19 protein-coding genes and 1 pseudogene are annotated in these 22397 nt (G+C 34.1%); 12 read left to right on the top strand and 8 right to left on the bottom strand.

The features are described 5' to 3' along the window. Window positions 1-65: 65 nt before the first annotated feature. Complete coding sequence (lon, locus tag ACECE_RS0222775) at window positions 66-2501, bottom strand: endopeptidase La (protein ID WP_010251423.1); 2436 nt, start codon at window positions 2499-2501, stop codon at window positions 66-68. A gap of 477 nt (window positions 2502-2978) precedes the next feature. On the opposite strand from lon, the gene argJ reads away from it, so the two are divergent. Continuing rightward, entirely contained in the window at window positions 2979-4184 is a 1206-nt protein-coding gene (argJ, locus tag ACECE_RS0222770; RefSeq protein ID WP_010251421.1) for a bifunctional glutamate N-acetyltransferase/amino-acid acetyltransferase ArgJ, read from the top strand. A 228-nt stretch (window positions 4185-4412) separates the two neighbouring features. After that, on the top strand, window positions 4413-4859 hold the full coding sequence (locus ACECE_RS0222765) for a chemotaxis protein CheW (protein ID WP_010251419.1): 447 nt from the start codon (window positions 4413-4415) through the stop codon (window positions 4857-4859). 27 nt (window positions 4860-4886) lie between these two features. On the opposite strand, the gene ACECE_RS0222760 is transcribed toward ACECE_RS0222765, so the two are convergent. Then, complete coding sequence (locus ACECE_RS0222760) at window positions 4887-5405, bottom strand: amidase domain-containing protein (RefSeq protein WP_010251417.1); 519 nt, start codon at window positions 5403-5405, stop codon at window positions 4887-4889. 280 nt (window positions 5406-5685) lie between these two features. Here ACECE_RS0222760 and ACECE_RS28675 point away from each other — a divergent pair, with 280 nt between their 5' ends. Continuing rightward, window positions 5686-5898, top strand: coding sequence for a zinc-ribbon domain-containing protein (locus ACECE_RS28675; RefSeq protein WP_010251415.1), 213 nt, complete (start codon window positions 5686-5688; stop codon window positions 5896-5898). A 90-nt stretch (window positions 5899-5988) separates the two neighbouring features. Here the strand turns inward: ACECE_RS28675 and ACECE_RS0222750 are convergent, their stop codons facing one another. Together ACECE_RS0222750 and ACECE_RS0222745 are read right to left on the bottom strand one after the other, a co-directional pair. Beyond that, the gene (locus ACECE_RS0222750) at window positions 5989-6375 is read right to left on the bottom strand and encodes a hypothetical protein (protein ID WP_010251413.1); all 387 of its coding nucleotides are present in this window, start codon (window positions 6373-6375) and stop codon (window positions 5989-5991) included. A 203-nt stretch (window positions 6376-6578) separates the two neighbouring features. After that, window positions 6579-6929 (bottom strand): YtxH domain-containing protein, encoded by a 351-nt coding sequence (locus tag ACECE_RS0222745; RefSeq protein WP_010251411.1) that lies wholly within the window; start codon window positions 6927-6929, stop codon window positions 6579-6581. A gap of 380 nt (window positions 6930-7309) precedes the next feature. Between ACECE_RS0222745 and ACECE_RS0222740 the strand changes: the two genes are divergently transcribed. Next, complete coding sequence (locus ACECE_RS0222740; protein ID WP_010251409.1) at window positions 7310-9616, top strand: chemotaxis protein CheX; 2307 nt, start codon at window positions 7310-7312, stop codon at window positions 9614-9616. 24 nt (window positions 9617-9640) lie between these two features. Then, window positions 9641-10447 carry a response regulator gene (locus ACECE_RS32005; RefSeq protein ID WP_010251407.1) on the top strand — a complete coding sequence of 269 codons (807 nt, stop codon included), beginning with the start codon at window positions 9641-9643 and terminating at the stop codon, window positions 10445-10447. Window positions 10448-10526: 79 nt separating this feature from the next. On the opposite strand, the gene ACECE_RS0222730 is transcribed toward ACECE_RS32005, so the two are convergent. The 3 genes from ACECE_RS0222730 to ACECE_RS0222720 all read right to left on the bottom strand — a co-directional run bounded on the left by ACECE_RS0222730 (window position 10527) and on the right by ACECE_RS0222720 (window position 13721). Further along, window positions 10527-11987, bottom strand: coding sequence for a PAS domain-containing sensor histidine kinase (locus ACECE_RS0222730; protein WP_456049043.1), 1461 nt, complete (start codon window positions 11985-11987; stop codon window positions 10527-10529). Window positions 11988-12333: 346 nt separating this feature from the next. Continuing rightward, on the bottom strand, window positions 12334-13260 hold the full coding sequence (locus tag ACECE_RS0222725) for a hypothetical protein (protein ID WP_010251403.1): 927 nt from the start codon (window positions 13258-13260) through the stop codon (window positions 12334-12336). Window positions 13261-13262: 2 nt separating this feature from the next. Continuing rightward, window positions 13263-13721 carry a PspC domain-containing protein gene (locus ACECE_RS0222720; protein WP_010251401.1) on the bottom strand — a complete coding sequence of 153 codons (459 nt, stop codon included), beginning with the start codon at window positions 13719-13721 and terminating at the stop codon, window positions 13263-13265. Window positions 13722-14006: 285 nt separating this feature from the next. On the opposite strand from ACECE_RS0222720, the gene ACECE_RS0222715 reads away from it, so the two are divergent. The 6 genes from ACECE_RS0222715 to ACECE_RS32455 all read left to right on the top strand — a co-directional run bounded on the left by ACECE_RS0222715 (window position 14007) and on the right by ACECE_RS32455 (window position 20564). Further along, window positions 14007-14567 (top strand): chromate transporter, encoded by a 561-nt coding sequence (locus ACECE_RS0222715; protein ID WP_010251399.1) that lies wholly within the window; start codon window positions 14007-14009, stop codon window positions 14565-14567. Further along, complete coding sequence (locus tag ACECE_RS0222710) at window positions 14564-15181, top strand: chromate transporter (RefSeq protein ID WP_010251397.1); 618 nt, start codon at window positions 14564-14566, stop codon at window positions 15179-15181. The genes ACECE_RS0222715 and ACECE_RS0222710 overlap by 4 nt, the downstream gene beginning before the upstream one ends. 85 nt (window positions 15182-15266) lie before the next feature. Further along, entirely contained in the window at window positions 15267-16229 is a 963-nt protein-coding gene (locus ACECE_RS29825; protein ID WP_010251395.1) for a cellulose binding domain-containing protein, read from the top strand. Between the two features lie 393 nt (window positions 16230-16622). Next, the gene (locus tag ACECE_RS0222700) at window positions 16623-17702 is read left to right on the top strand and encodes a hypothetical protein (protein ID WP_162862624.1); all 1080 of its coding nucleotides are present in this window, start codon (window positions 16623-16625) and stop codon (window positions 17700-17702) included. 158 nt (window positions 17703-17860) lie between these two features. Then, window positions 17861-18274, top strand: coding sequence for a single-stranded DNA-binding protein (locus ACECE_RS0222695; RefSeq protein ID WP_010251392.1), 414 nt, complete (start codon window positions 17861-17863; stop codon window positions 18272-18274). Between the two features lie 391 nt (window positions 18275-18665). Continuing rightward, window positions 18666-20564, top strand: coding sequence for a [Fe-Fe] hydrogenase large subunit C-terminal domain-containing protein (locus ACECE_RS32455; protein WP_010251391.1), 1899 nt, complete (start codon window positions 18666-18668; stop codon window positions 20562-20564). An 88-nt stretch (window positions 20565-20652) separates the two neighbouring features. Here ACECE_RS32455 and ACECE_RS0222680 read toward each other — a convergent pair whose 3' ends face one another. Further along, the gene (locus ACECE_RS0222680; protein ID WP_010251390.1) at window positions 20653-21408 is read right to left on the bottom strand and encodes an exodeoxyribonuclease III; all 756 of its coding nucleotides are present in this window, start codon (window positions 21406-21408) and stop codon (window positions 20653-20655) included. 713 nt (window positions 21409-22121) lie between these two features. Between ACECE_RS0222680 and ACECE_RS30780 the strand changes: the two are divergent. Next, a pseudogene (locus ACECE_RS30780) lies at window positions 22122-22397 on the top strand (hypothetical protein); the annotation flags it as partial.

Below are 22397 nucleotides of genomic sequence, written 5' to 3'. Positions count from 1 at the left end.
AACGCAGCTTCATAGAAATATGAAACTGCGTTATATAAACTTTGATGTGGATCTAAAATTCAATACTACTGCTCAATTATAGGTTGTGATACTTCATGGATTTGAGAATGACTTTTTGTAACAGCCACCTTCTCATCTCCCTGTGTATTTTTTATGCTTTTTAACTTAGTCTTTGCTAAAGCTGTATTTAAAACAGTATCCATACCTTCAGCAATAACAAATTTTATTTTTTTTCTTACAACCTCAGGTATGTCCTCAAGATCCTTTTTATTTTCAAAAGGAATAATGATAGTATCTATGCCCGCTCTATGAGCAGCAAGTACCTTTTCTTTAAGTCCACCAATTGGAAGAACACGGCCTCTTAAAGTAATTTCACCTGTCATGGCTACATTCCTTTTTACAGGAATTCCTGTCAATGCAGAAACCATTGCCGTTGCAAGAGTTATACCGGCTGATGGTCCATCTTTTGGTATAGCTCCTTCAGGTACGTGTATATGAATATCATACTTGCTATAGAAATCCTTTTCAATCATATACTCTTGTGCCTTTGAACGGATAAAACTCATAGCAGCCCTTGCAGATTCCTTCATAACATCACCCAGCTGTCCTGTTAACTCCAGTTTTCCGCTGCCTTCCATGAGGTTTACCTCTATAGATAAGGTATCCCCTCCAACAGGAGTCCATGCAAGACCTGTTGCAATACCAACATCATCCTTTTCATTAGCTTTGTCATACCTGTACTTTTTGGTACCAAGGAATTTTTCCAAATTTGCTGAAGTAATTTTTATTGAGTGTTGTTTTGAGGAAACAAGCTTTTTAGCTACTTTTCTGCATACTGTAGCAATCTGTCTCTCCAAATTTCTAACTCCAGCTTCCCTTGTATAACAATTGATAATGTCTCTAACGGCCTGCTCATCTACTTTTACACTTTCCTTTTTCAGCCCATGTGCTTCAATTTGTTTTGGAAAAAGATATCTGGTTGATATATTAACTTTTTCCTCTTCAGTATAACTTGTAAGAGAAATAACTTCCATCCTGTCCAAAAGAGGTCTTGGAATAGTATCAAGGCTATTTGCAGTTGTAAGGAACAATACATCTGACAAATCAAAAGGCAGTTCCATATAGTGGTCCCTAAACGCAAAATTTTGTTCACCATCAAGTACTTCAAGCATAGCTGAAGCCGGATCTCCTCTAAAATCATTACTCATTTTATCTATCTCATCAAGCAAGATAAGGGGATTCTTTGAATCTGCCTGCTTTAAAGCTGCTATAATCCTTCCCGGCATAGCACCAACATAGGTTCTGCGATGTCCTCTTATCTCAGCTTCATCCCTAACTCCACCAAGAGACATTCTTACATAATTTCTATTTAATGCCTTAGCTATTGATTTAGCTATTGAAGTCTTACCAACCCCTGGAGGTCCTACCAGACAAAGAATAGGCCCTTTCAAATCGTTTTTAAGCTTCCTTATTGCAAGGTACTCAATAATTCTTTCCTTAACCTTTTCAAGTCCATAATGATCCTCATCAAGAATTGTTTCAGCTCTTTCCAGATCAATTATTTCATCAGTTTTTTTATTCCATGGGAGATCAAATATCCAGTCTAAATATGTCCTGATTACCGAACCTTCGGCAGAACCTGAGGGCATCTTTAGCAGTCTATCTAATTCCTTCAACACTTTCTTTTCTATTTCTTCACAAAAATTACCTTCCTTAAGCTTCCTCTTATACTCTTCAACCTCGCCTGTAATTCCTTCTTTGTCACCTAATTCGTTCTGTATTGCCTTTAGCTGTTCTCTCAGGTAATACTCCTTTTGCATCTTGTCCATCTGTTTTCTGACCTTAATATTTATGTCCTTTTCAATCTGCATAATATCAATTTCTTTAACTATTATCTCTAAAAGCTTCTCGAGACGAACTTTAGGTTGAAATTCATTAAGTATCTCCTGTTTTTGTTCAACCTTTAACGACAGATTTGAAGTTATAATATCAGAAAGCTGGTCAGCATCGTCAATACTCATAACTGACAAAACTGTTTCAGGTGAAATCTTGTTATTAAACTTTGAATATTCTTCAAAAGTAGATATCACCCTTCTCTTTAAAGCTTCTACTTCTACTTTGCTTTCTTCATCATCTACATATATTTTTTCAACTACTTCAGCCATGAAGAACGGTTCCGTCTGAGTAAATTCTGATATTTCAGCCCTGCTTATTCCCTCAACTAAAACCCTTATAGTATCACCTGGAAGCTTTAAAAGCTGCTTAACTTTAGATATTGTTCCAATTTTGTAAATATCATCTGCATTCGGTGAATCATTCTTTGCATCTCTCTGCGTAACAAGAAAAATAAGCTGGTTGTTTATCATTGCTTCTTCTAAAGCCTTTATAGACTTCACTCTACCAACATCAAAATGAAGAATCATATAGGGAAATACTGTAAGACCTCTTAGAGGCAGCAAAGGTAGTTCCTGTTTCTTTACAACCTTTCTTGCATCAGACATTTAACCATCCCCTTACGCTAATTTATCAAAACTATTTATCCAACCAATTAAATAACCTGCAAATATAACACTACATACTCCTAGCGGCGATAAAAGTTGAAGATTTACTTTCTAAGTTCTAAACCTCGATGGCCTTAGAAATCAATACTGTTGCCAAGTACTAGAAATTAAAAGCGACGAATCTTCACTATTATAACCTCTATACTTCTTAATTTCAATGTTTTTTATCTGGAATTAAAGGTAACAACTGCTTGACAAAAACGAGTGATACAGAAAAAAACGAATTGCATATAACACAATTATTATATTATGCATAAGTCAAAAGATAAATAGGTCTTCCTACCCTTTTTTATAGGAATAGGAATAAGCATAAGCAGAATTTAACTTTGGAAAAAATTACGTAACCCGTTGAATGAAGGTAATTATTTATGTATAATACAACTAAATGATATTAAACTAAAATGGAGTGAAAAAGAAATGATAAATGTAATAGATGGTGGAGTAACTGCCCCAAAAGGTTTTAAAGCCTCAGGTGTTGCCTGCGGATTAAAGAGCAACGGAAAGAAAGACTTTGCAGTTGTTTGTTCTGAAGAAATAGCTGTAGCAGCAGGTGTATTTACTACTAATGTTGTAAAGGGCCATTCTCTTCAATTAACTATGAATCACATTAAAAGCGGTTATGCTCAGGCAGTAGTAATCAACAGTGGAAATGCAAACGCTTGTATAGGAGAACAAGGCCTTAAGGATGCCCGTGAAATAGCAGAACTTACCTCCCAACTTCTTCAATGTGATGTTGAAAATGTACTTATCGGCTCTACCGGTGTAATCGGTATGCCCCTTAATATGCCTAAAGTACGTTCAGGTGTAAGAACATCTATCGCTGCTTTATCACCTGAAGGTGGACATGATGCCTGTGAAGCTATCATGACAACCGACCTTGTATCTAAAGAAATTGCTGTAGAGATTGAAATACAGGGAGAAAGAATAAAAATCGGAGGTATGGCCAAGGGCTCAGGAATGATACATCCAAATATGGCTACAATGATAGGCATAATTACTACTGATGTAAACATTTCTCGCGGTCTTTTGGATAAAGCACTTAAAGATATAGTTGGGCATACTTTTAACAGAGTATCGGTTGATGGAGATACAAGTGTATGCGATATGGTAATTATGTTAGCTAATGGCGAAGCAGATAATGCCGGAATTTTAAAGGAAGATATTGAGTATAGCACCTTCAAATCTGCACTTGAATATGTTTGCACAAACCTATCAAGAATGATTGCCAAAGATGGAGAAGGAGCTACCAAGCTTATTGAAGTCACAGTTGATGGAGCTATGGATGCTGCAGACGCATACAAGGTTGTAAGTTCCGTTGCAAAATCCCCTCTGGTAAAAACAGCCATATTCGGTGAAGATGCCAATTGGGGACGTATATTAACAGCAGCAGGATATTCAGGAGCTGATTTTGATCCAAATCTTGTTGATATTTTTATCGGTGACTTAATGGTATGCAGAAACGGCGCCGCACTTAAATTCGATGAAGCTAAGGCTAAACAGATTCTAAAAGAGAGTGAAGTTAAAATTAAGATAAATCTGAAAAAAGGAACTTCAAGTGATAGAATCTGGACGTGTGATTTTTCTTATGATTATGTAAAAATTAACGGCAGCTACAGATCATAAATCACAAGTTTAGTATCTATTTATAAATGTAATATAAATAAAGTTTTCATTGCCCTTAATAATATTACTTGCTATAATATTATTAAGGGCAATTTTTATTTCCCTTCTTTTAATTTCCAGATAGTACAATAGCTTTCTAAATAAATTCCATCTTTTAGCTCACACTACTTATAATTCCGAATCAAACTATTACAAGCAGTTAATAAAAACTAATATGGAGGGATTTGTATGTCACAACAGTACGTAATTTTCAAGCTGAATGACGAACATTTCGCAGTAGAAATCGCACGTGTATTGGAAATAATTCTAACACAAACTGTATTTAAAGTTCCTAATGCACCTGAATTCATTGATGGCTTAATCAATTTAAGGGGAAAAGTGTATACTTTGTTTAATTTAAGGAAAAAGTTCAATCTTCCGCCTTCAAACATCAATGATGAAGATTCTAAAGTATTAATTGTTAATGTAAACTCCATGTATATTGGTATGTCAGTTGACTCTGTTGATGAAATTATTCAGTTTGAAGATGATGCAATAGAAAGTACCCCAGCTCATCTTGATAAAAAGTATATAAGCGGTGTTGCTAAAGTTAATGATAAACTGATACTCCTGCTGGATTTAGAATCGCTAACTGAGTCTTCAAACGAATGTATCTATCAAAAAGCTGCAAAATAAGCTTCTAGTGTTGCATTATTACCCAAACTAGGGCTTCCTTACACCAAGAATATGAAGAAACCTTATATCTGCCCAGCTATAGTTTGTTATTGGGTAATCAAATCTATCATCCGTATGAGCAGCGATAAGGATATTGTCAAGGTTTGCAGTTGAGCCAGTTTTGATAACAACAGGTGTATGGTTATAGTTTGGTGTTCCTCCAAAAGACAGCTGAATTAAGTCGCCAGCCTTTACATCCCTAACATCTACTTGCTCTGCAAAAGGCCCGCTTCCTTTATTGCCTGTTAGAAAATCAAAGAGATAATTGACACCGGCCCATGAAGCTGTTCTTTTGCCTGAACTAATGTAATACCATCCATATATAGGGGTATAGTTCATTGTACCACTTCCAGCAAAAATCACCTGTGAAGCAAAGTTGGTACAATCACCACCAAGCTTTTCGAAGTCAAAGTAGCTTGGATTACGCTTCAGTGCCCATTTTATGGCATATTTCACAGCTTCGTCTCTATTATAATCAGCTATATATGATGTTCTGCAATAATACATATATTTGCCCTTAAACTCCAGTTATTCCTTATATATTAATATGAATAAACACTGTAAAAAGGTGACAAACTTTTCTAGGATGGTCACTTACAGCTATATTTAAATTTTCCATTATTTACATTTTATTGCATAAGTAAAATATATTGATTTGTTTATCAATTTCGTGATATAATAAAAATAGTAATGAGATTTAATATATTTAGACTCATGTTCTCCTTAATAGATTGGAAGAATATGTCTAGAATAGGTTAAATCCAAATCATTAAGGAGGATTATTAATATGCCCGACAAGACTCTTACATGTAAGGACTGTAGTGCTGATTTCGTGTTCACAGAAGGAGAACAAGCATTCTATCAGGAAAAAGGATTCCAAAATGAACCTCAGAGATGCCCAACTTGCAGACAGGCAAAAAAACAACAAAGAAGAGGCAATTCTGGCGGCGGTAACAGAGGATTCGGCGGTGGCAATAGAAATTTCAACAGCAAATGGTAATTAAAAATAGCTATGGCCTAGCGCCATAGCTATTTTTTTATTTGTTTTATATTTTTCAAAAGCATTTTTTATTCACCAAAAACTCTTTCTCTATTTCTTTTTTCCAACTGGGAATAATCCAACAATAGTCTTCACTACTTCTCCTGCAACACTAATAAAATCAAATAGCCCTTCAGTGGTATCACTAACTGTTGTTACTGTTTCACAAATGTATTCTTCAATAGTTTCAACAGTCTGTTCAGCTTTATTTATTCCATCTTTCACACTTACTGATACATCGTTGATATTATCTACAACTTCTGGAAGCAAACTTGCAGTCTTATTGATATAATCAGTATTTTTCTCAACAAGCTTGTCCAAACGCTTGACAAACCTTATAACATAAACCAGTGCAATAATTAGCACAATTAAAGCTGCTGCCCCTAGGGAATAAATTATAAAATTTGCTATATCTCTGACACTGATGAGAATATCCATATTTCACCCCCTCATATATTACCTTTACTAAATCAAAAATTGAGTCCTTCTTCCTGTTTTAGTCCATAAACAGCAGTAATAAAACTCCGGGATATCGAGTCCCTACGTTTTTGCCTCTTTCATTTCACTCCAAGAGGCTAAATAAAGAAAAAACAAATTAATCAATTTGTTTTTTCTGATAGTTAAGAAATTTTATTAAGCATTTAATTTTCTGGAACTTCATTTTCTAGTTCTTCCTGCGGCTCTTCTTCAACTTTCTTATTCTTTAATTCAGCTACTTTTCCCTTAACTAAAACTGCAGCCTTTTTTGTCCCTTCAGCTACTTTTTCAGCTGCTACTTTAGTACCTTCTGCAACTTTCTCTGCTGCTACTTTTGCATTCTCAGCTAAATCTTCTCTCGTTTCTTTACCTGACTTAGGTGCCAATAATACTCCTGCAGTCAAGCCAACAGCCGCTCCAACCCCTGCTCCAACTGCAATACTCTTGGCAGTTTTCTTTTTAGCAGCCTTTTTATTTGCCTGTTTTCTTTTTTCAAGCAAATCCTTTATCTTCATATCCAAGCACCTCCTGTAGATATTTTCTATGCAAATCAGACTAGTAATAATATTATACGACATTTTTCAATAAATTCCAAGAACATTTATTAAATCAAAAGCATCATAAATCGATAGAAATTTGTACTAGGACTAATTACCTATAAGCCTTATATAGATATTTCTGATATAATATAAAGTATATATAATATGTTTCTTATCAAAATCTCTATAATCAATTGCCTTTTAATACAACTGATTCCTTATTTAAAAGCGCTAAAAATGCGTTTTAGATGGTTCTAATTACTACAATCTCTAAAAAGCATACAATGTAGCTGCTATTCCTTAGTACTGGATACGATGTAGTTTTACAAATTTTTTCACATCAAGGTGTGTATATTATGAAAATAAACCCTAAGAAAGACTCCTTCTTAAATAAATATAAAATAGTAATATTAATTACAGGACTTACTTTATCTGCTCCGCTTACCCTGTTCGTTCTGCCTTTAATTATGTTACAGAATTTACACAATACTGTAACATCCTGGAATTATATTGCTGTAGCATCTCTCTGCATTATTTTCATCTGCATACTTGGGTTTAGTCTCGTCAATTCCTATTCAAACTTATTTAAAGAAATAAAAAAACAATCTAAAGAAGTTGAATATAAGAACTTCGCTCTTACGCATATGTTTAATGAACTTAAAGCCTCGAAAGAAAAACTGGATATATTTTCCGAATCACTCGAAAGAAAGGTATTTGAAAAAACCGAATCAATCCAAAACCTTTTAGACAACGCAAAACAGGGGTTTTTAACTTTTGGTGCTGATCTTGTGGTAGATGAGGGTTATAGTCTTGAGTGCAAAAGAATATTCAATCGTCAAATTAATGGAGAAAATATTTCCAAACTGATTTTCCCAGGGAATCTAGAGCAGCAAGAACTAATACAAAGTGTAACCTCTATGGTTTTAATGGAGCAAGAACAGGCAAAAAGAGCCACATATTTGAGCTTATTGCCACAAGAGGCCACGATTAACAATAAACAAATACAAATGGACTATAAAATTATAACTATAAGTAGTCGGGATCAAACTGAAGCAGTTATGTTAATCCTAACAGACATAACAGAAACTCGCATACTTCAAGCACAAATGGATGAAGAAAAAAATGTGCTAAAAATGGTCGTTAATATAGTTACAAACTACTCAGATTTTATGGATTGTGTCAAAGACTATGATAACTTCTGTAAAAGCGGGATGTTTGATATAATTAACACCTCTTACAGTATTCAGGATATTATTATAAAACTCTATAGGTCAATACATACTTTTAAAGGAAGTTTCAGCCAGTTCGGACTTAAAAATATTCCCGCCAATCTGCATCAATTTGAGTTTGAACTGTCTGAGCTGCTAAATGATTCAAACAATATGAGTTTGGAGGATCTCGACATATTTTTATCAATTTACAACTTACGCGAATGGCTCAATGAAGATCTTTTTATGCTTAAAAGTGTTCTTGGAGCTTCATTTTTCCAAGATAATGAAGTTGTGAAAATAGATAAACAAAAGCTTTTAGATATTGAAAACAAAATGTTGTCCTTCATCTCTCCTTTAGATTACAGCCTGCTTATACCTGATATCAGAAAATTCAGGTATAAGCAATTTAGGGAACTACTTAAATCATATACAAACTATGTATTACAACTATCCGACCGTTTCATAAAACAGGTAAATCCGCTGGTTATCGAGGGTGGCGACTTCTTCATAGATCCTGGAAAATATAGCTCATTTACCAAATCCCTTGGCCATGTATTTAGGGACATTATGGAATATGGAATTGAGCCTTGGGATGAACGTGTTAAATCAGGTAAAAGTGAATTTGGAAACATCAAATGTTCAGTAGAGCTTGTTGATAATCTAATCAAATTATCAATTACGGATGATGGTTTTGGAATAGATATTGATCTCATAAAGAAAACTGCTGTTGAAAAAGGGTATTTTACCAAACAGGAAATTAATGATAAAAATGATCATGAAATAGTCTCTTTAATTTTTTATGATGGCTTTTCAACCAATTGCGAAATATCGGAATTATCCGGTAGAGGTATGGGATTAAGCGCAGTTAAAGATGAAGTAGATAAACTGGGTGGAACCATTGAAGTTAATACATCAACGGGGATGGGAACTAAGTTTACTTTTCTTATTCCATACGCATCAAGTACCGACTTACCTATAATCTCAGAAATTGATTTTATGAACGCTCTTATTGATACAACAAAGAATTTCTTTGATGGGCAAGTATCACTTTCTAATGATGGTATCGTAGAAAGTGTTAAGAAAGTCAAAAATCTTGCTTTAAGAGAAGTTTCAGTCATTATTGCAATAAAAGGCGCTATTAATGGCATATTCTTTTTCACTGCTGATAAAAATCTGCTAAAAAGTATACTTTCTTATTTTGTTTTAGATCCCATAAACCCAGAGGAAGATCAAATAAGCAATGAAGACGTTCTGGCAGAATGTACAAATATGATTATGGGAAACTTTTCAAAATCCATTCCTCACATAGAAGACTATATAACACTTGGTACCCCTGTCACTTTACATTCACAGGAAGCCAAAATTGAACATTCAAGTGCGGGAATATGGAATGCTTCTTTAGAATCGGATAAAGGTAATATAGAAATAAATTTCATAAATTCTTTAAAATAAAATAAACTGCAAGGGGTGAATTGCATGGCTACTGTTTTGATTGTGGATGACTCATCCATGGCAAGAAGAAATGTAAGGAACATACTGGTCTCTGCAGGACATACTGTTTTAGCAGAGGCAACTAATGGTGTACAGGCATTTGTCGAATATGAAACCCACAAGCCAGATCTTGTAACTATGGATATAACTATGCCCATATTGAGTGGAATAGACGGGACAAAAAAAATTATTGCAGCCTACCCAGATGCAAAAATTATCATGGTAAGTGCACTAAACCAAAAATTAATGATTCTTGAAGCTCTTCAAAACGGTGCAAAGCATTATATTGTCAAACCCTTTTCCTATGAAAAGGTAATTGAAGTTGTTGATGAAGTTTTACAAATCTCCTGCCCGCTGGCAAAAACCGAAATCAACTGCTCAGGCGCTCAAAAGCCCCAGATTAACTATCCTACAGTTCCACCCATCCAGCAGACAAAACCCGAAAGTACAGTCCTAAGGCCGTTTTTCATTGAAAGTAAAGATGGTATATCAGTTATCAATATATCAAAAAGTATGTGTGATAAAAACATTACTGCGCTTAAATTAGGTGTACAAAGGATATCTTCAATTACGCCCCTAAAAGTAGTATTTAACTTTGGAGATCTTGAAGCCATTGCAGATGATACTTTTAGTAAAATATCAGAAATTTTTAACAGCATTCTCAATCTTGAAGGTTCATGTATTATGGTATCAACTAACCAGAATTTTGTAATGAATATATCTGGCAGGAATAGTGCAATACCTATAAGGCTCTATTCAGGAAAGCTTAGCCTTTCCGAACTTGATATATAATGCAAACAATAAAACCAATAACCTGTTTTGGTGAACAAGTTCTTAAGTACATAAGTTCAAATGTACTTATTTTTATTAACTAATTTCTTGTACTACTCTGTTCAGCAATATATATATCAGAGAATTCTATTTCAGCTCTTTCAACACCTTCGTTTTTCAACTCAAAAGCTACCCCTGACATAGATTCATTTTCTTCATCACTAAGGATTTTCGCCGGGAAAGAAATAATAAACTCAGTTCCAATACCAGGTTCACTGATAACTCTTATATCACCATTATGCATCTCTACCAGCGATTTAACAAGTGACAACCCAATTCCACTACCTTCGCTATCTTTAACAAGGGTTGAGTTAACCTGCCTAAAACGAGCAAAAATAATGGGTAATTTGTCTTTTTCAATTCCTATACCTGTATCTCTTACTGAAATATTTACAAGATCACCAAGATCATAGACATTTATAAATATTTCTCCCCCAGGTTTGGTAAACTTAATGGAATTAGAAATAAGGTTGAGCATTAATCTTTCAACTTTATCAACATCAAATGCCATGACCTTTTGTTTTACATTTGATGAAAATGTGATCTTTAGCTGGTTGACACTTACAAATTCTTTTACAGAACTTACAATTTGGTTTATAATTCTAACAATATCCTCGTTTCTTAACTGCAATTTTAAAAAACCCGAGTCTATTCTGTTTACATCAATAATATTATTAATAAGCTTAAGCAACCGGAAACAATTCTGCCTAACATTTTTCATATATCTGTTTATCTTTTCAATATTAACCGTGTCCTCTCCCTTCTTCTCATGAATTGACAATACCTGAACTACCGAAAGTATCACATTGAGTGGAGTACGGAACTCGTGGGATATGTTTGTAAAAAATTCCGTCTTGAGCCTATCATACTCAATTACTTCATTAAGAAGCTTTTTATTCTCTTCCATTGTGTTTTTCAGAGCTACTTCGGTTATTTTACGTTCAGTAATATCGGTAACCGTACCTATCATTCCTGAAGGTTTACCTTCATTATCCCATATAGCCTGTCCTCTTATTTGAGCCCATACATATTCGTCGATTTTAGTCTTTACTCTTATTTCCAATTTAAATTTAGGAATTTTTCCATTTAGATATTCCCATATTGAATCTCTCATCTCCATGACATCATCTGGGTGTAAAAAACGTTCAATATCAGTCCTATTACCTGCGAAATCTTTATCTTTATAGCCAAGTAATCTCTTCCATTCAAGAGGATAAATAATCTTGTCTTTTGCTATATCCCATTCCCACATTCCATCAGTTGTGTTGTTTATAACCAATCTGTACCGTTCTTCACTTACCCTGAGCTCATCCTTTGATTTCTTTATCTCATTTGTGCTGCTATCAATCAAAATGTATAACAATACTGCAGTACATATAACAAAAAACCATCCCTTATAGGTAGATATTTTGATCATTTTCAGAGGGTCGCTTACAAAAAAAGTTAGCACCTTGTCTGAAAGCGTAATCCAAAGCGCTCCTATAATAGTATAAATTATCATAATATTAAAGGCATTGAGCTTCCTTGCCATATTGACAAATAAACTTTTATAAATGCGGAATATATTAACAAATAGCTTCGTAAAACGCTTCATGTGATATTTTTCCCTTTCAAAAATTATCAATTACCTCTAGACAACAAATACATTTTATCATATCTAATACCATTTTTGTACTAAAATTTTATTATGCTCGTCCTTAATCTAACTTCATATTTCACTTATTTAACTAAAAAAACAAAAAGTGGATACCTAATACTGGCATCCATTTTTTCCTTATATTTTATTACTTATTTGGCGAACAGAAAACATGCTCTGCGAAAAAGAACCACAAATCAACCACCGTTTCTTAAATACCACTTATCTTCAAACTGCCTGCATCAATCTGCACATCCAATTCAATTTTTTCATCCATCTCTTCATAATTCTTTGAAATATAGTACTCACCTTTTCTCTCCAGACTTATATCATTAAAATCGGTAGAGCTTGCATCTCCGTCAATTTTAACCCTTATCCCTGAGTCCACCGGAACGAAGACTTCAACCTTAGCTGCATCAGCATCTATTTTTGCTTTTGTGCTTTTGTACTCCCGCCCGAATGTCAGTTTGAAACTACCTGCATCCCCATCAATATCCAAATTTTTAACCTTTAAGTCTGACAAATCTATATCTGAATCGATAGCATCCAGGTCCATTTTTACATCCCAAACAACGCTACTGTTTAAATTTAAATTACACTTCCTGTCAATAGAAAATTTACCAGCTGTAAAAAGGTTCTTAAAGAAATTCTCGAAAACATCCTTACTGTTTGTTTCGAATTTTATAATTGCAGTCTCATTATCGTTTTTATAGTTCTCTTTATGATCAATACCTACATTTTTAACCATACCATCTATCAAGTTTGCATCGGTTGAACCAACATTCAAGTTAATTGCAGAAGCACTAAGATTGAGTTCACCATTACCCGTTTCCTTATACTGTTCAACTGCAAAAGTTTTACTTGTATCATTGCTGCTTTTCTCTACATCTACTTCAGCGTAATTTCCATATACAATCATCACTACAAAAAATGCCAGCCAGGTTAATACTTTGACAAAAGAGTATTTTTTAAAAATCATGTTTATACCAACTACTATAAGTATTAGAGAAACAGTCAACTCAGCATGATTTATAAATACCATTAAAACAGATCCACTCAAAATACCAAACTGAATCAAAAATGCTAAAATGCCAATGGCTATCAGAAAGACCCCAAATCCTATGCCCTTTCTACTCATTTCTATTTCCTCCCATTCCTGAAAACAATAAAAATGCCAATTACTATAAGCAAAACAGGAACTAACTGCGTAAAGTTAATCGCGGGTATAAATTGCTTTGCTAAAAACATAAGCCCAAGTAATATAAGACTTACGCCTACAAAAGCTCCGCTTCTTTGAGAATCCTGACTCCCAGTGTCCATACTGTCACCCATTACTTGTGTAAAGTCTTTTTCACTATCATACTCCGCACCTATGTTATCTTTATCTTCATCAAAAAAGTTGTTAGGCTTATAGCTTTCCTGCTGAGGCATTATAAATACACCTACTATATAAGCAATTGGACCTACCCCTCCAAAGAAAGTCAGAAGCACAAAACCAAGCCTTATAATAGTTGAATCCAAATTTAAATACTCAGCTACTCCACCACAAACACCAGCTAAAACTTTATCGTGTTTTGAACGTTTCAACTTGCGTCCCATAAAATATTTTCCTCCTTAAACTTTGTTTATCAAAATGGATACAATTTTGCAATACTCCTTTTTACACTACAAGACTCAAATACTTGCAAAATAATGTTCCTCTACACCATTTTCTTCTCAACATATAATACGAACGTGCTAAAAAAAAGTCTTAAAAATTTTTTTAAAATTTATAATTTAAATAATTTAATTGTACTTTGTAATTTTTTTAAACATAAGGCCTTTTCTAATCCTATTTTAATTGGTATTATAACAACAAATAATTTATTTTGAGGTTCAAATTTCATGAGTAATAAAAACACAAAAGAACTATGGGAAATATTCGTTACTTTTTTCAAAATAGGAGCCTTTACTATAGGTGGAGGATATGCGATGCTTCCATTGATCGAAAAAGAAGTAGTAGATCATAGGCATTGGGTAAATGAAGAAGAAATTGTAGACATTTTTGCTATAGTTCAATCAGTACCTGGGGTAATTGCAATAAATACCTCTATGTTTGTAGGCTATAAGATAGCTAAGATCAAAGGCGCTATATCTGCGGCCCTTGGTGTAATACTTCCATCCTTTTTAATAATCCTTGCCATCTATTATGTAATGTCCGGGATAAATGAGAATGAATTTGTTCAGAAAGCGTTTGAAGGTATAAGAGCAGGAGTCACTGCACTAATACTTTTAACAGCAATAAAGCTTTCAAAGAAGACAATAAAAAGTTATGTATCCGCCATTCTTGCAGCTATTGCCTTTATATTGATGGTATTCTTCAAAACAAATGCTATTGTTATAGTATTGGGCGGAGGAATTGCAGGTTATATAATGTATATGTTAAGGAAGGTAAAAAAGATATGATTCAACTGTTGCTTTTCTGGACTTTCTTTAAAATAGGACTTTTCAGCTTTGGTGGGGGGTATGCAATGATTCCTCTCATCCAGACAGAAATTGAACGAAACGGCTGGATAGGTGCAAAAGAGTATGCAGACATTATTGCAATATCACAAATGACTCCAGGTCCGCTTGCTGTAAATGCTGCAACTTATGTTGGAGCAAAAACCGCAGGGATATTGGGATCATTTTCAGCTACTCTGGGGGTATCACTGCCTTCCTTCATATTGATTGTAATAATTGCCCACTTTTTTATTCAGTTTAAAGAAAATGCTATCATAGAATCAATACTCCAAGGAATCAGACCTGTAACGATAGGAATGGTTGGTTCAGCTGTAGTATTTATGGCAGGAACCTCAATTTTTAAGTCCGGAATTTCTTTTATCGAAATAAAATCTCTATTAACAGGTCAGTTATCAAATTCCGATAATATAATAGATGTATGGAGTATTGCAGTTTTTTTGATAATACTTATTTCTACAGTTAAGTTCAAAGTTCACCCAATATTGGCTGTAGTTTTATCTGCAGTATTAGGTATGGTACCTCTAATAATAAGCACTTTATGGGGCGGACTTACTTAGGGATGCTGAAAATATAAATCTGTATAATAAGAGAGGAGGTAAATTGTATACTCACATTGCTTAATGTGCAATATACAAATGTTAAATGAGGATATTCTATGATGTAAAAAAGAGAAGAATAATTATAAAGCTTGCAATAGGAGTTTTTTTTCTGTTTTCTGTCGTAATGATGCTGAAAAGTTATTCCACTCCTCCTTCAACTACTCCTACATTAGCATCAAATACTGATTACCAAAACTCAATAGTTGTATCAGTTCAAAGTACTGCAATAAATAACTCAAGCAGTCAAACACTACCTGAAACCACTCTTGATAAAAAAAATCAAGTACTCGTGACTGCTACCGCTTTGCCATCAACTGCCATATCACCATCAGTTGTATCACCGTCAGTTGTATCAACATCAATTTCTCAAGCAATAAAATCATCAAAACCATCTTCTGAAACAGTAAAAAATGCACCAACTCCAACTACTTTAAATGCCCTTAAGACATCTGCCACTAAAGTTATTATGCCTATTGCAACCAAAGTCGCTAATCCAACTCCTACAAAAAAACTTTCTGCACCTACACTAAAGGTAAATAATTCTACAAAAGCTTCAGGAGAGCTTCAGGTAATGTATTTCAGTAGCAATTCTTCATCTTCTACTAACACTATAACCCCGATGTTTAAACTAATTAACAATACTGCCTCTGCCATAAAGCTTTCAGAAATAAAAATAAGATATTACTTTACTGTTGACAGTAATATCCCACAAAGCTTTTGGTGCGATTGGTGCACTGCTGGATCTTCCAATGTTTACGGAAACTTTTTAAAGCTATCCACATCTAAAAGTAATGCAGACCATTACCTTGAGATAGGTTTCTCAAATACCTCTGGAGTTATATCACCCGGAAAAATTATTGAGATACAAACAAGGCTTTCTAAAGACAACTGGACAGACTTTAGCCAATTAAACGACTATTCTTTCAACCCTTCCCAAAGGTATGTCACCTCAAATAAGATAACATTATATACAAACGGAAAACTAATATATGGAAAAGAACCTTGATAATGAGCGCAAAATTAATTTCTCTTGAAAGGAACATATCATATGGTTCTCCTCTTTTTATTAATTGCCATTTTTGTTATAAGCACCAATTATACCATATCCGATGGGGATACTTTCTTTCACATAAAGGTTGGAGAGTATATTTCTAAACATGGCTTTCCAACTCTAGACCCTTTTTCAATACACCATTTGAGTTATACACCCCATGAATGGCTTTCAGACTTTATCTTTTACAGGGTATTCAGCAGTTTTGGCTTTCAAGGACTTGCTATATTGGTATGTATTCTGATGTCCGTCCTGATTTTTGTTTTGTACCAAACCAACAACCTGCTAAACGGTAATTTAAGCTATATTTCTTTCATTTTTACTTTTGGGTCTATTTATGTATTAAATTTGTTCAAATTTATTGTAGTTAGGCCCCATGTCTTTAGTTTCATAATATTTGTGCTTGAAATCTTTCTTATCGAATCTTATATAAAATCCAAACGAAAACTATACTTGGCATTTATTCCAATATTATCGATAATTTTGGCAAATCTTCATATTGGTACTCTTCCTATGTTTCTAATTCTTTTCATTCCATACCTTGCAGATAATATCATCAAACTTGAAAAAGGAAAGCTATACTCTGAAGGTAATAAATCTGACTTTAGGCTTCTATTTTTAGTATTTTTAGGCTCCATCGCTGCTGCATTCATTAATCCTTATGGTCCTCAAAAAATGCTGTACTTCACTATACTGTTTGATTCCAATACACAAACAGTTTATGAATGGCAGAGCCCATCTTTTAAAGGTGCTCAAGGTCTGCTAATATTTGCAACATTCCTTATAGGAATAGTAATAATGATATTATCAAAATCCAAAATAAGTCTTAAGCACATTTTGATGTACTTTGGATTAATGTTTATGTCTTTATACAGCATCAGATACTATTCATATTTTATGCTACTCACAGGTCCACTCTTAGGAAACATACTAAATAAAAGTCACAATTTTAAACCTATAAAATTCCCAGGCACAGATAAAACCATAAGTAAAGCCTTTAATGCTATAATGGCAGCAACAATGCTATTCTCTATACTTTTTAAGTTCACCTATCATTTTGAAGCAGCTAATCTTGATAAATTCCCTGTAAGCGCAATCAGATATCTCAAAGAAAACACAGATTATCAAAATATAAGCCTCTTCAATGATTACGCCTATGGAGGATATATAATGTTCAATGACCTTAAGGTTTTTATAGACTCCAGACAAGATATCTATTTGAAAGCCTATAATAGTAACTGCACCGTATATTCCGATTATCTTGATGCAATCAGAGGGAAAGTACACTATAAAAATATATTCGAAAAATATGACTTTGAATACTTGATAATTTCAAAAAACAATCTGCTTGAAACCTATATATCAAGTGACGCTAACTATATAAAAATCCTATCAGATAAAGATTGTATTTTATATAAAAAGAAATAGTACTTTATCTTACAGTAGCAAAAATTCTGTGATTTTTTTGCTTTTTTTGTTTAATGTAATGTAAATAAAATGTAAATAAATTTTTTAAAAACTATGGACAACCGAACATATGTTTGATATACTATTTATAGAAAGTTTTTTGAAAGTAGGTTGATTTTATGAACAAAGTTATGCTAATTGGGAGACTAACCCAGGACCCTGAAGTAAGGCACACTACCACAAATAAAACCCTCTGCCAGTTCAGACTTGCTGTAAGCAGAAAATTTACAAAGCAGGGAGATGAACCACAAGCCGATTTCTTTCCTGTAGTTGCATGGGAGAAAACATCGGAATTTTGCAGCAACTATTTCCGTAAAGGACAGCAAGTTGCAGTAATAGGAAGGTTGCATAATCGAACCTGGGATGATGCCGAAGGTAAAAAGCATTATATAACGGAAATTATCGCAGAAGAAGTATCCTTCGCTGACAGTAAAAAGTCTTCAGATCTTTTACAAGATACGGGCACAGAAGTTTTCCAAAGTGCTGTAGGAGAATACAATTCACAAAATGATGTGAGCGAACTTCCATTTTAAAGCTCATTGTTAAGAAATACCTGAAATATTACTTCGGATTTTTCACGTGGACTCTTTTGAACAAACAAGGCCGCAAGTGAAAATCTAACCGTTGTTATATTTCCAGTATCCTTAAATAAAAATTTCTGGAGCATTTAGCACATTTTATTATATTCGTTTATTAAATTTTTGCTACGCAAATTTTTAATAAATAGGCCAACATTGGTTATGTGTTGGCCTATTTTATTTTGATGTAAAAAACGCGCTATTTTTTCCAGACACTATCATAAAAAATTCTTCCCTAAAATACTAAAAGAATTTTCTTATTAACCGATAATCAAAATATGAAGTCTATAAAAGTACCTATTATATGTAATCATAAATAATTTGGGTTAATCAAGGAGCAGATAATATGGATAATAATATCATAATCAGCAAAGAAGAGAAATGTGTTGGCTGCAACAAGTGCATATATGTATGTCCAGTTGAAGGTGCAAATATATCCTATATCAAAGATGGAAAAAGCTATACCAAAATTGATGAATCTAAATGCATCACATGCGGCTCATGCATAAATGCTTGTGATCATCAGGCAAGATCATATCAGGATGACCTTGAGAGCTTCCTTAACGATCTTAAAAATGGTGAAAAGATAAGTATTCTTGCAGGCCCCGCATTTAAAATTAGTTTCCCAAACTATCAACAGATTCTTGGATTTCTTAAGAGTCTTGGAGTAATTAATTTCTATGATGTTTCGATAGGTGCAGACATAACAACATGGGCATACCTTCGTGCTATAAAAGATAGAAATCTAAAGTCTGTCGTTGCGCAACCATGTCCTGCTGTTGTAAATTATGTTCAAAAATACAGACATGAAATACTACCTTATCTGTCTCCAATCCATAGTCCAATGATGTGTACTGCAATATACCTAAACAAGTATCTTAAAGTTAATGATAAACTAGGCTTCTTGTCCCCATGCATAGCTAAAAAATCAGAAATGCAAGACCCTAACACCAATAAACTTGTGAAATACAACATTACATTCAAAAATTTATTTGATTATATAAAAAGCAAAGGTATAGACTTATCATCATTTTCAAAATGGGATTTTGCCGTCCACTCTTATCTAGCAGGTGACATCTATAGTATGCCTGGAGGACTAAAGGAAAATGTCTGCTTGTATACGAAAGATGCCTTTATTAAGCAAGTTGAAGGTCCACAGCAGGCCTATAAGTACCTTGATGAGTATGCCCAAAGATGCACTTCCGGAAATACTCTTCCACTTTTAGTTGACATCTTAAATTGTCAAAACGGCTGTAATATTGGAACAGGCACAATAAAAGAAAATAGTATAACTGAACTTGAAGAAAAAGTACACAGTTTAAAAACAAACAAGTCTTCAAAATTTAATAAAAACCCTCAAAATCTATTTAAATATTTTAATAAAGAACTTAAATTAGAGGACTTTACCAGAAATTATTCAAAAGAAGATATAGGGCTACCTAAAGAACCTAGTGAAGCAGACTATAATAACATCTTTAGCAAAATGCTCAAGACAACTTATGAAGACAAAAATAAAAATTGTTTCTCCTGTGGTTACGGCAATTGCCACAAAATGGTGAAATCAATTTTCAACGGGTTCAATCACATTGAAAACTGCGCTGACTACAACTTGAAAGCATCTCAACAAAAAGAACTCGTTGAACAAAAAAACCACGATCTGCAGGGAGTACTGGATCAGCTTGAAAAAATGGATGAGGATAAAAACCAAAAACTTGGCATATTGGGCAAGAGAGTTAATGAGATAATTGCACTTTTAGATGATATAGCACTCGGCAGTTGCGAAAATGCTAAATCTGTCACCAATATAACCGAGTCTACAAGTTTATTATTATCTGTTTCGGAAAAACTAAAATTGAACATAAGTAAAATGAAAGACAGCATCGATAACTATAAAGAAGTTACAGAGCAGATTGTTGGAATATCGGAGCAGACTAATTTACTGGCATTAAATGCCTCTATAGAAGCTGCCAGAGCCGGTGAAGCCGGAAAAGGCTTTTCAGTGGTAGCAGATGAAGTTAGAAAGCTCGCTGAAGAAACAAGAAATACAGTACAATCAACACAAAAAGATGAGAAAATAATATCTGAAAATATATCAAGTATACTTACCCTATCAGAAACTCTAGACGGAAGCCTTCATAACATCCATAATGAAATACTGGATATTACAGCCGCCATACAGGAAATCACCGCCAAACAACAAGAATTGTCAAGTACATCAAGTCTGCTGCTTGAAGAGCAGAAATAGACGGCTATAAGTTAGAATAACAAATAAAAAATCAAATTCTTCATAAAAATCAGGAGCGTTTTTACCCGCTCCTGATTTTTAGTCTGTTTTAATCTAATAGAATACCGACAGGACAGTGATCAGAGCCAGTGATTTCAGAATAAACCAACGCATCCTTAAGCCGATCCTTAATTCTCTCCGAAACAATAAAATAGTCTATTCTCCATCCTGCATTATTCTGCCTTGAATTAAACATATATGACCACCAAGTGTATACTCCTATCCTATCAGGATAAAAGTATCTGAAAGTATCAATAAAACCATTATTTACATAACTATCAAACTTGCTTCTTTCCTCTTCCGTAAATCCTGCATTTTTTTTATTTGATTGAGGATTTTTTAGGTCAATCTCCTTATGGGCTACATTAAGATCCCCACAAACAATTACCGGTTTATACCTCTCAAGAGATTTTAAATATGAAAGGAAATCATCTTCCCACTTCATACGATAATGAAGCCGTGTAAGCCCTCTCTGCGAATTAGGCGTATACACTGTTACAACATAGTATTCATCAAATTCGAGAGTAATAACCCTTCCCTCTTTATCATGTTCCTCTATTCCGATACCATAAGATACAGTAATGGGCTTTATTTTGGTAAAAACCGCTACTCCTGAGTAACCTTTCTTTTCTGCATAGTTCCAATATTTATAATAACCTTCAAAAGGTATTTCAATTTGTCCCTCCTGTACCTTTGTTTCCTGAATGCAGAATATATCTGCATCTTCCTTTTGGAAGAAGTCTGTAAACCCTTTCCCCATAACAGCCCTTATACCGTTTACATTCCATGATATCATCTTTAGCATAATATTATAACTCCTCGTATAATATATTTTGTAAGGTTTAAGTCTTAGATTTTCCAGTTGAACCCCTTACATTTCCTTGTTCATTTACCATAAATCAACTGGGAGTTTTCTTTACGAAAACTCTTTGAGGCAATGTAGCTGGGGTGCAAAAAAGTTTTTTAAGTGCGGTTTACAATGAGTGGGGCCCATATGATAGCCTGCTAAGGCTGCAGCCGCCATATCCCCTTTGCGCCTTCTCCAAAGTACTTCTTCTGGGATAGGGTGGCTGCCTCTTCGGCTGCCTAATCATATGGGGGAGGCTCGTTGTCAACTGGATTCTTGAAAAAGTTTTTTGTTCTCTAGCACTGACTCAAAGCTAATGCTCCTTGAAAACTTAATTTTGTTGCTATTGAACTTAACTAATGCTCGTGTAACAATAATAGTGGCTATTGAGGATGGTTCTGTTCAACTCCTGTAGGGCATTTTTATGTCGCTTCTGTTAAAGTCAGTTCCCCTGGCCTGATGTTAGCTTTAAACCGCTGGGTGTTTTTCTCTTTTTATCTCTCTCCTGTATGGCAGTTCAAGGAGTCGTGCATAGAGATTCAAGAGGTGTATTCTAATTGCGAGGATGTTGATGCGTCAGGTACCACGGGCATTAGTTAAGTTCAATAGCTCAAAATTTTTAATCAGAAAGGTGGTGATTTCATTGTCAAATTCATTGTTGGTGGGTATTGATGTTAGTCTCAAAGACAATAAAGTCCGTATCCTCCATCCTGAAGGGACCCAGTCTTGCTAAATTTGTTGTTTTAAACTCAGTTCCAGGTGCAAATACTCTCTCTAAAAAAGTTACACAACTCGCTGAAAAAAACAACTTTGACTCAATCACTATTGGTCTTGAATCTACTTCTGTCTATGGTGATCCTCTTGTTTATTTCTTAAAACAAGATACCTCTGTAAATAGATTTAATACTAAAATACATGTTCTTAATCCCACACAGGTTAACAAGTTT

The organism is Acetivibrio cellulolyticus CD2 (assembly GCF_000179595.2).
Taxonomy (GTDB): Bacteria; Bacillota; Clostridia; order Acetivibrionales; family Acetivibrionaceae; genus Acetivibrio; species Acetivibrio cellulolyticus.
This window is presented reverse-complemented; position numbering and strand designations above follow the sequence as displayed.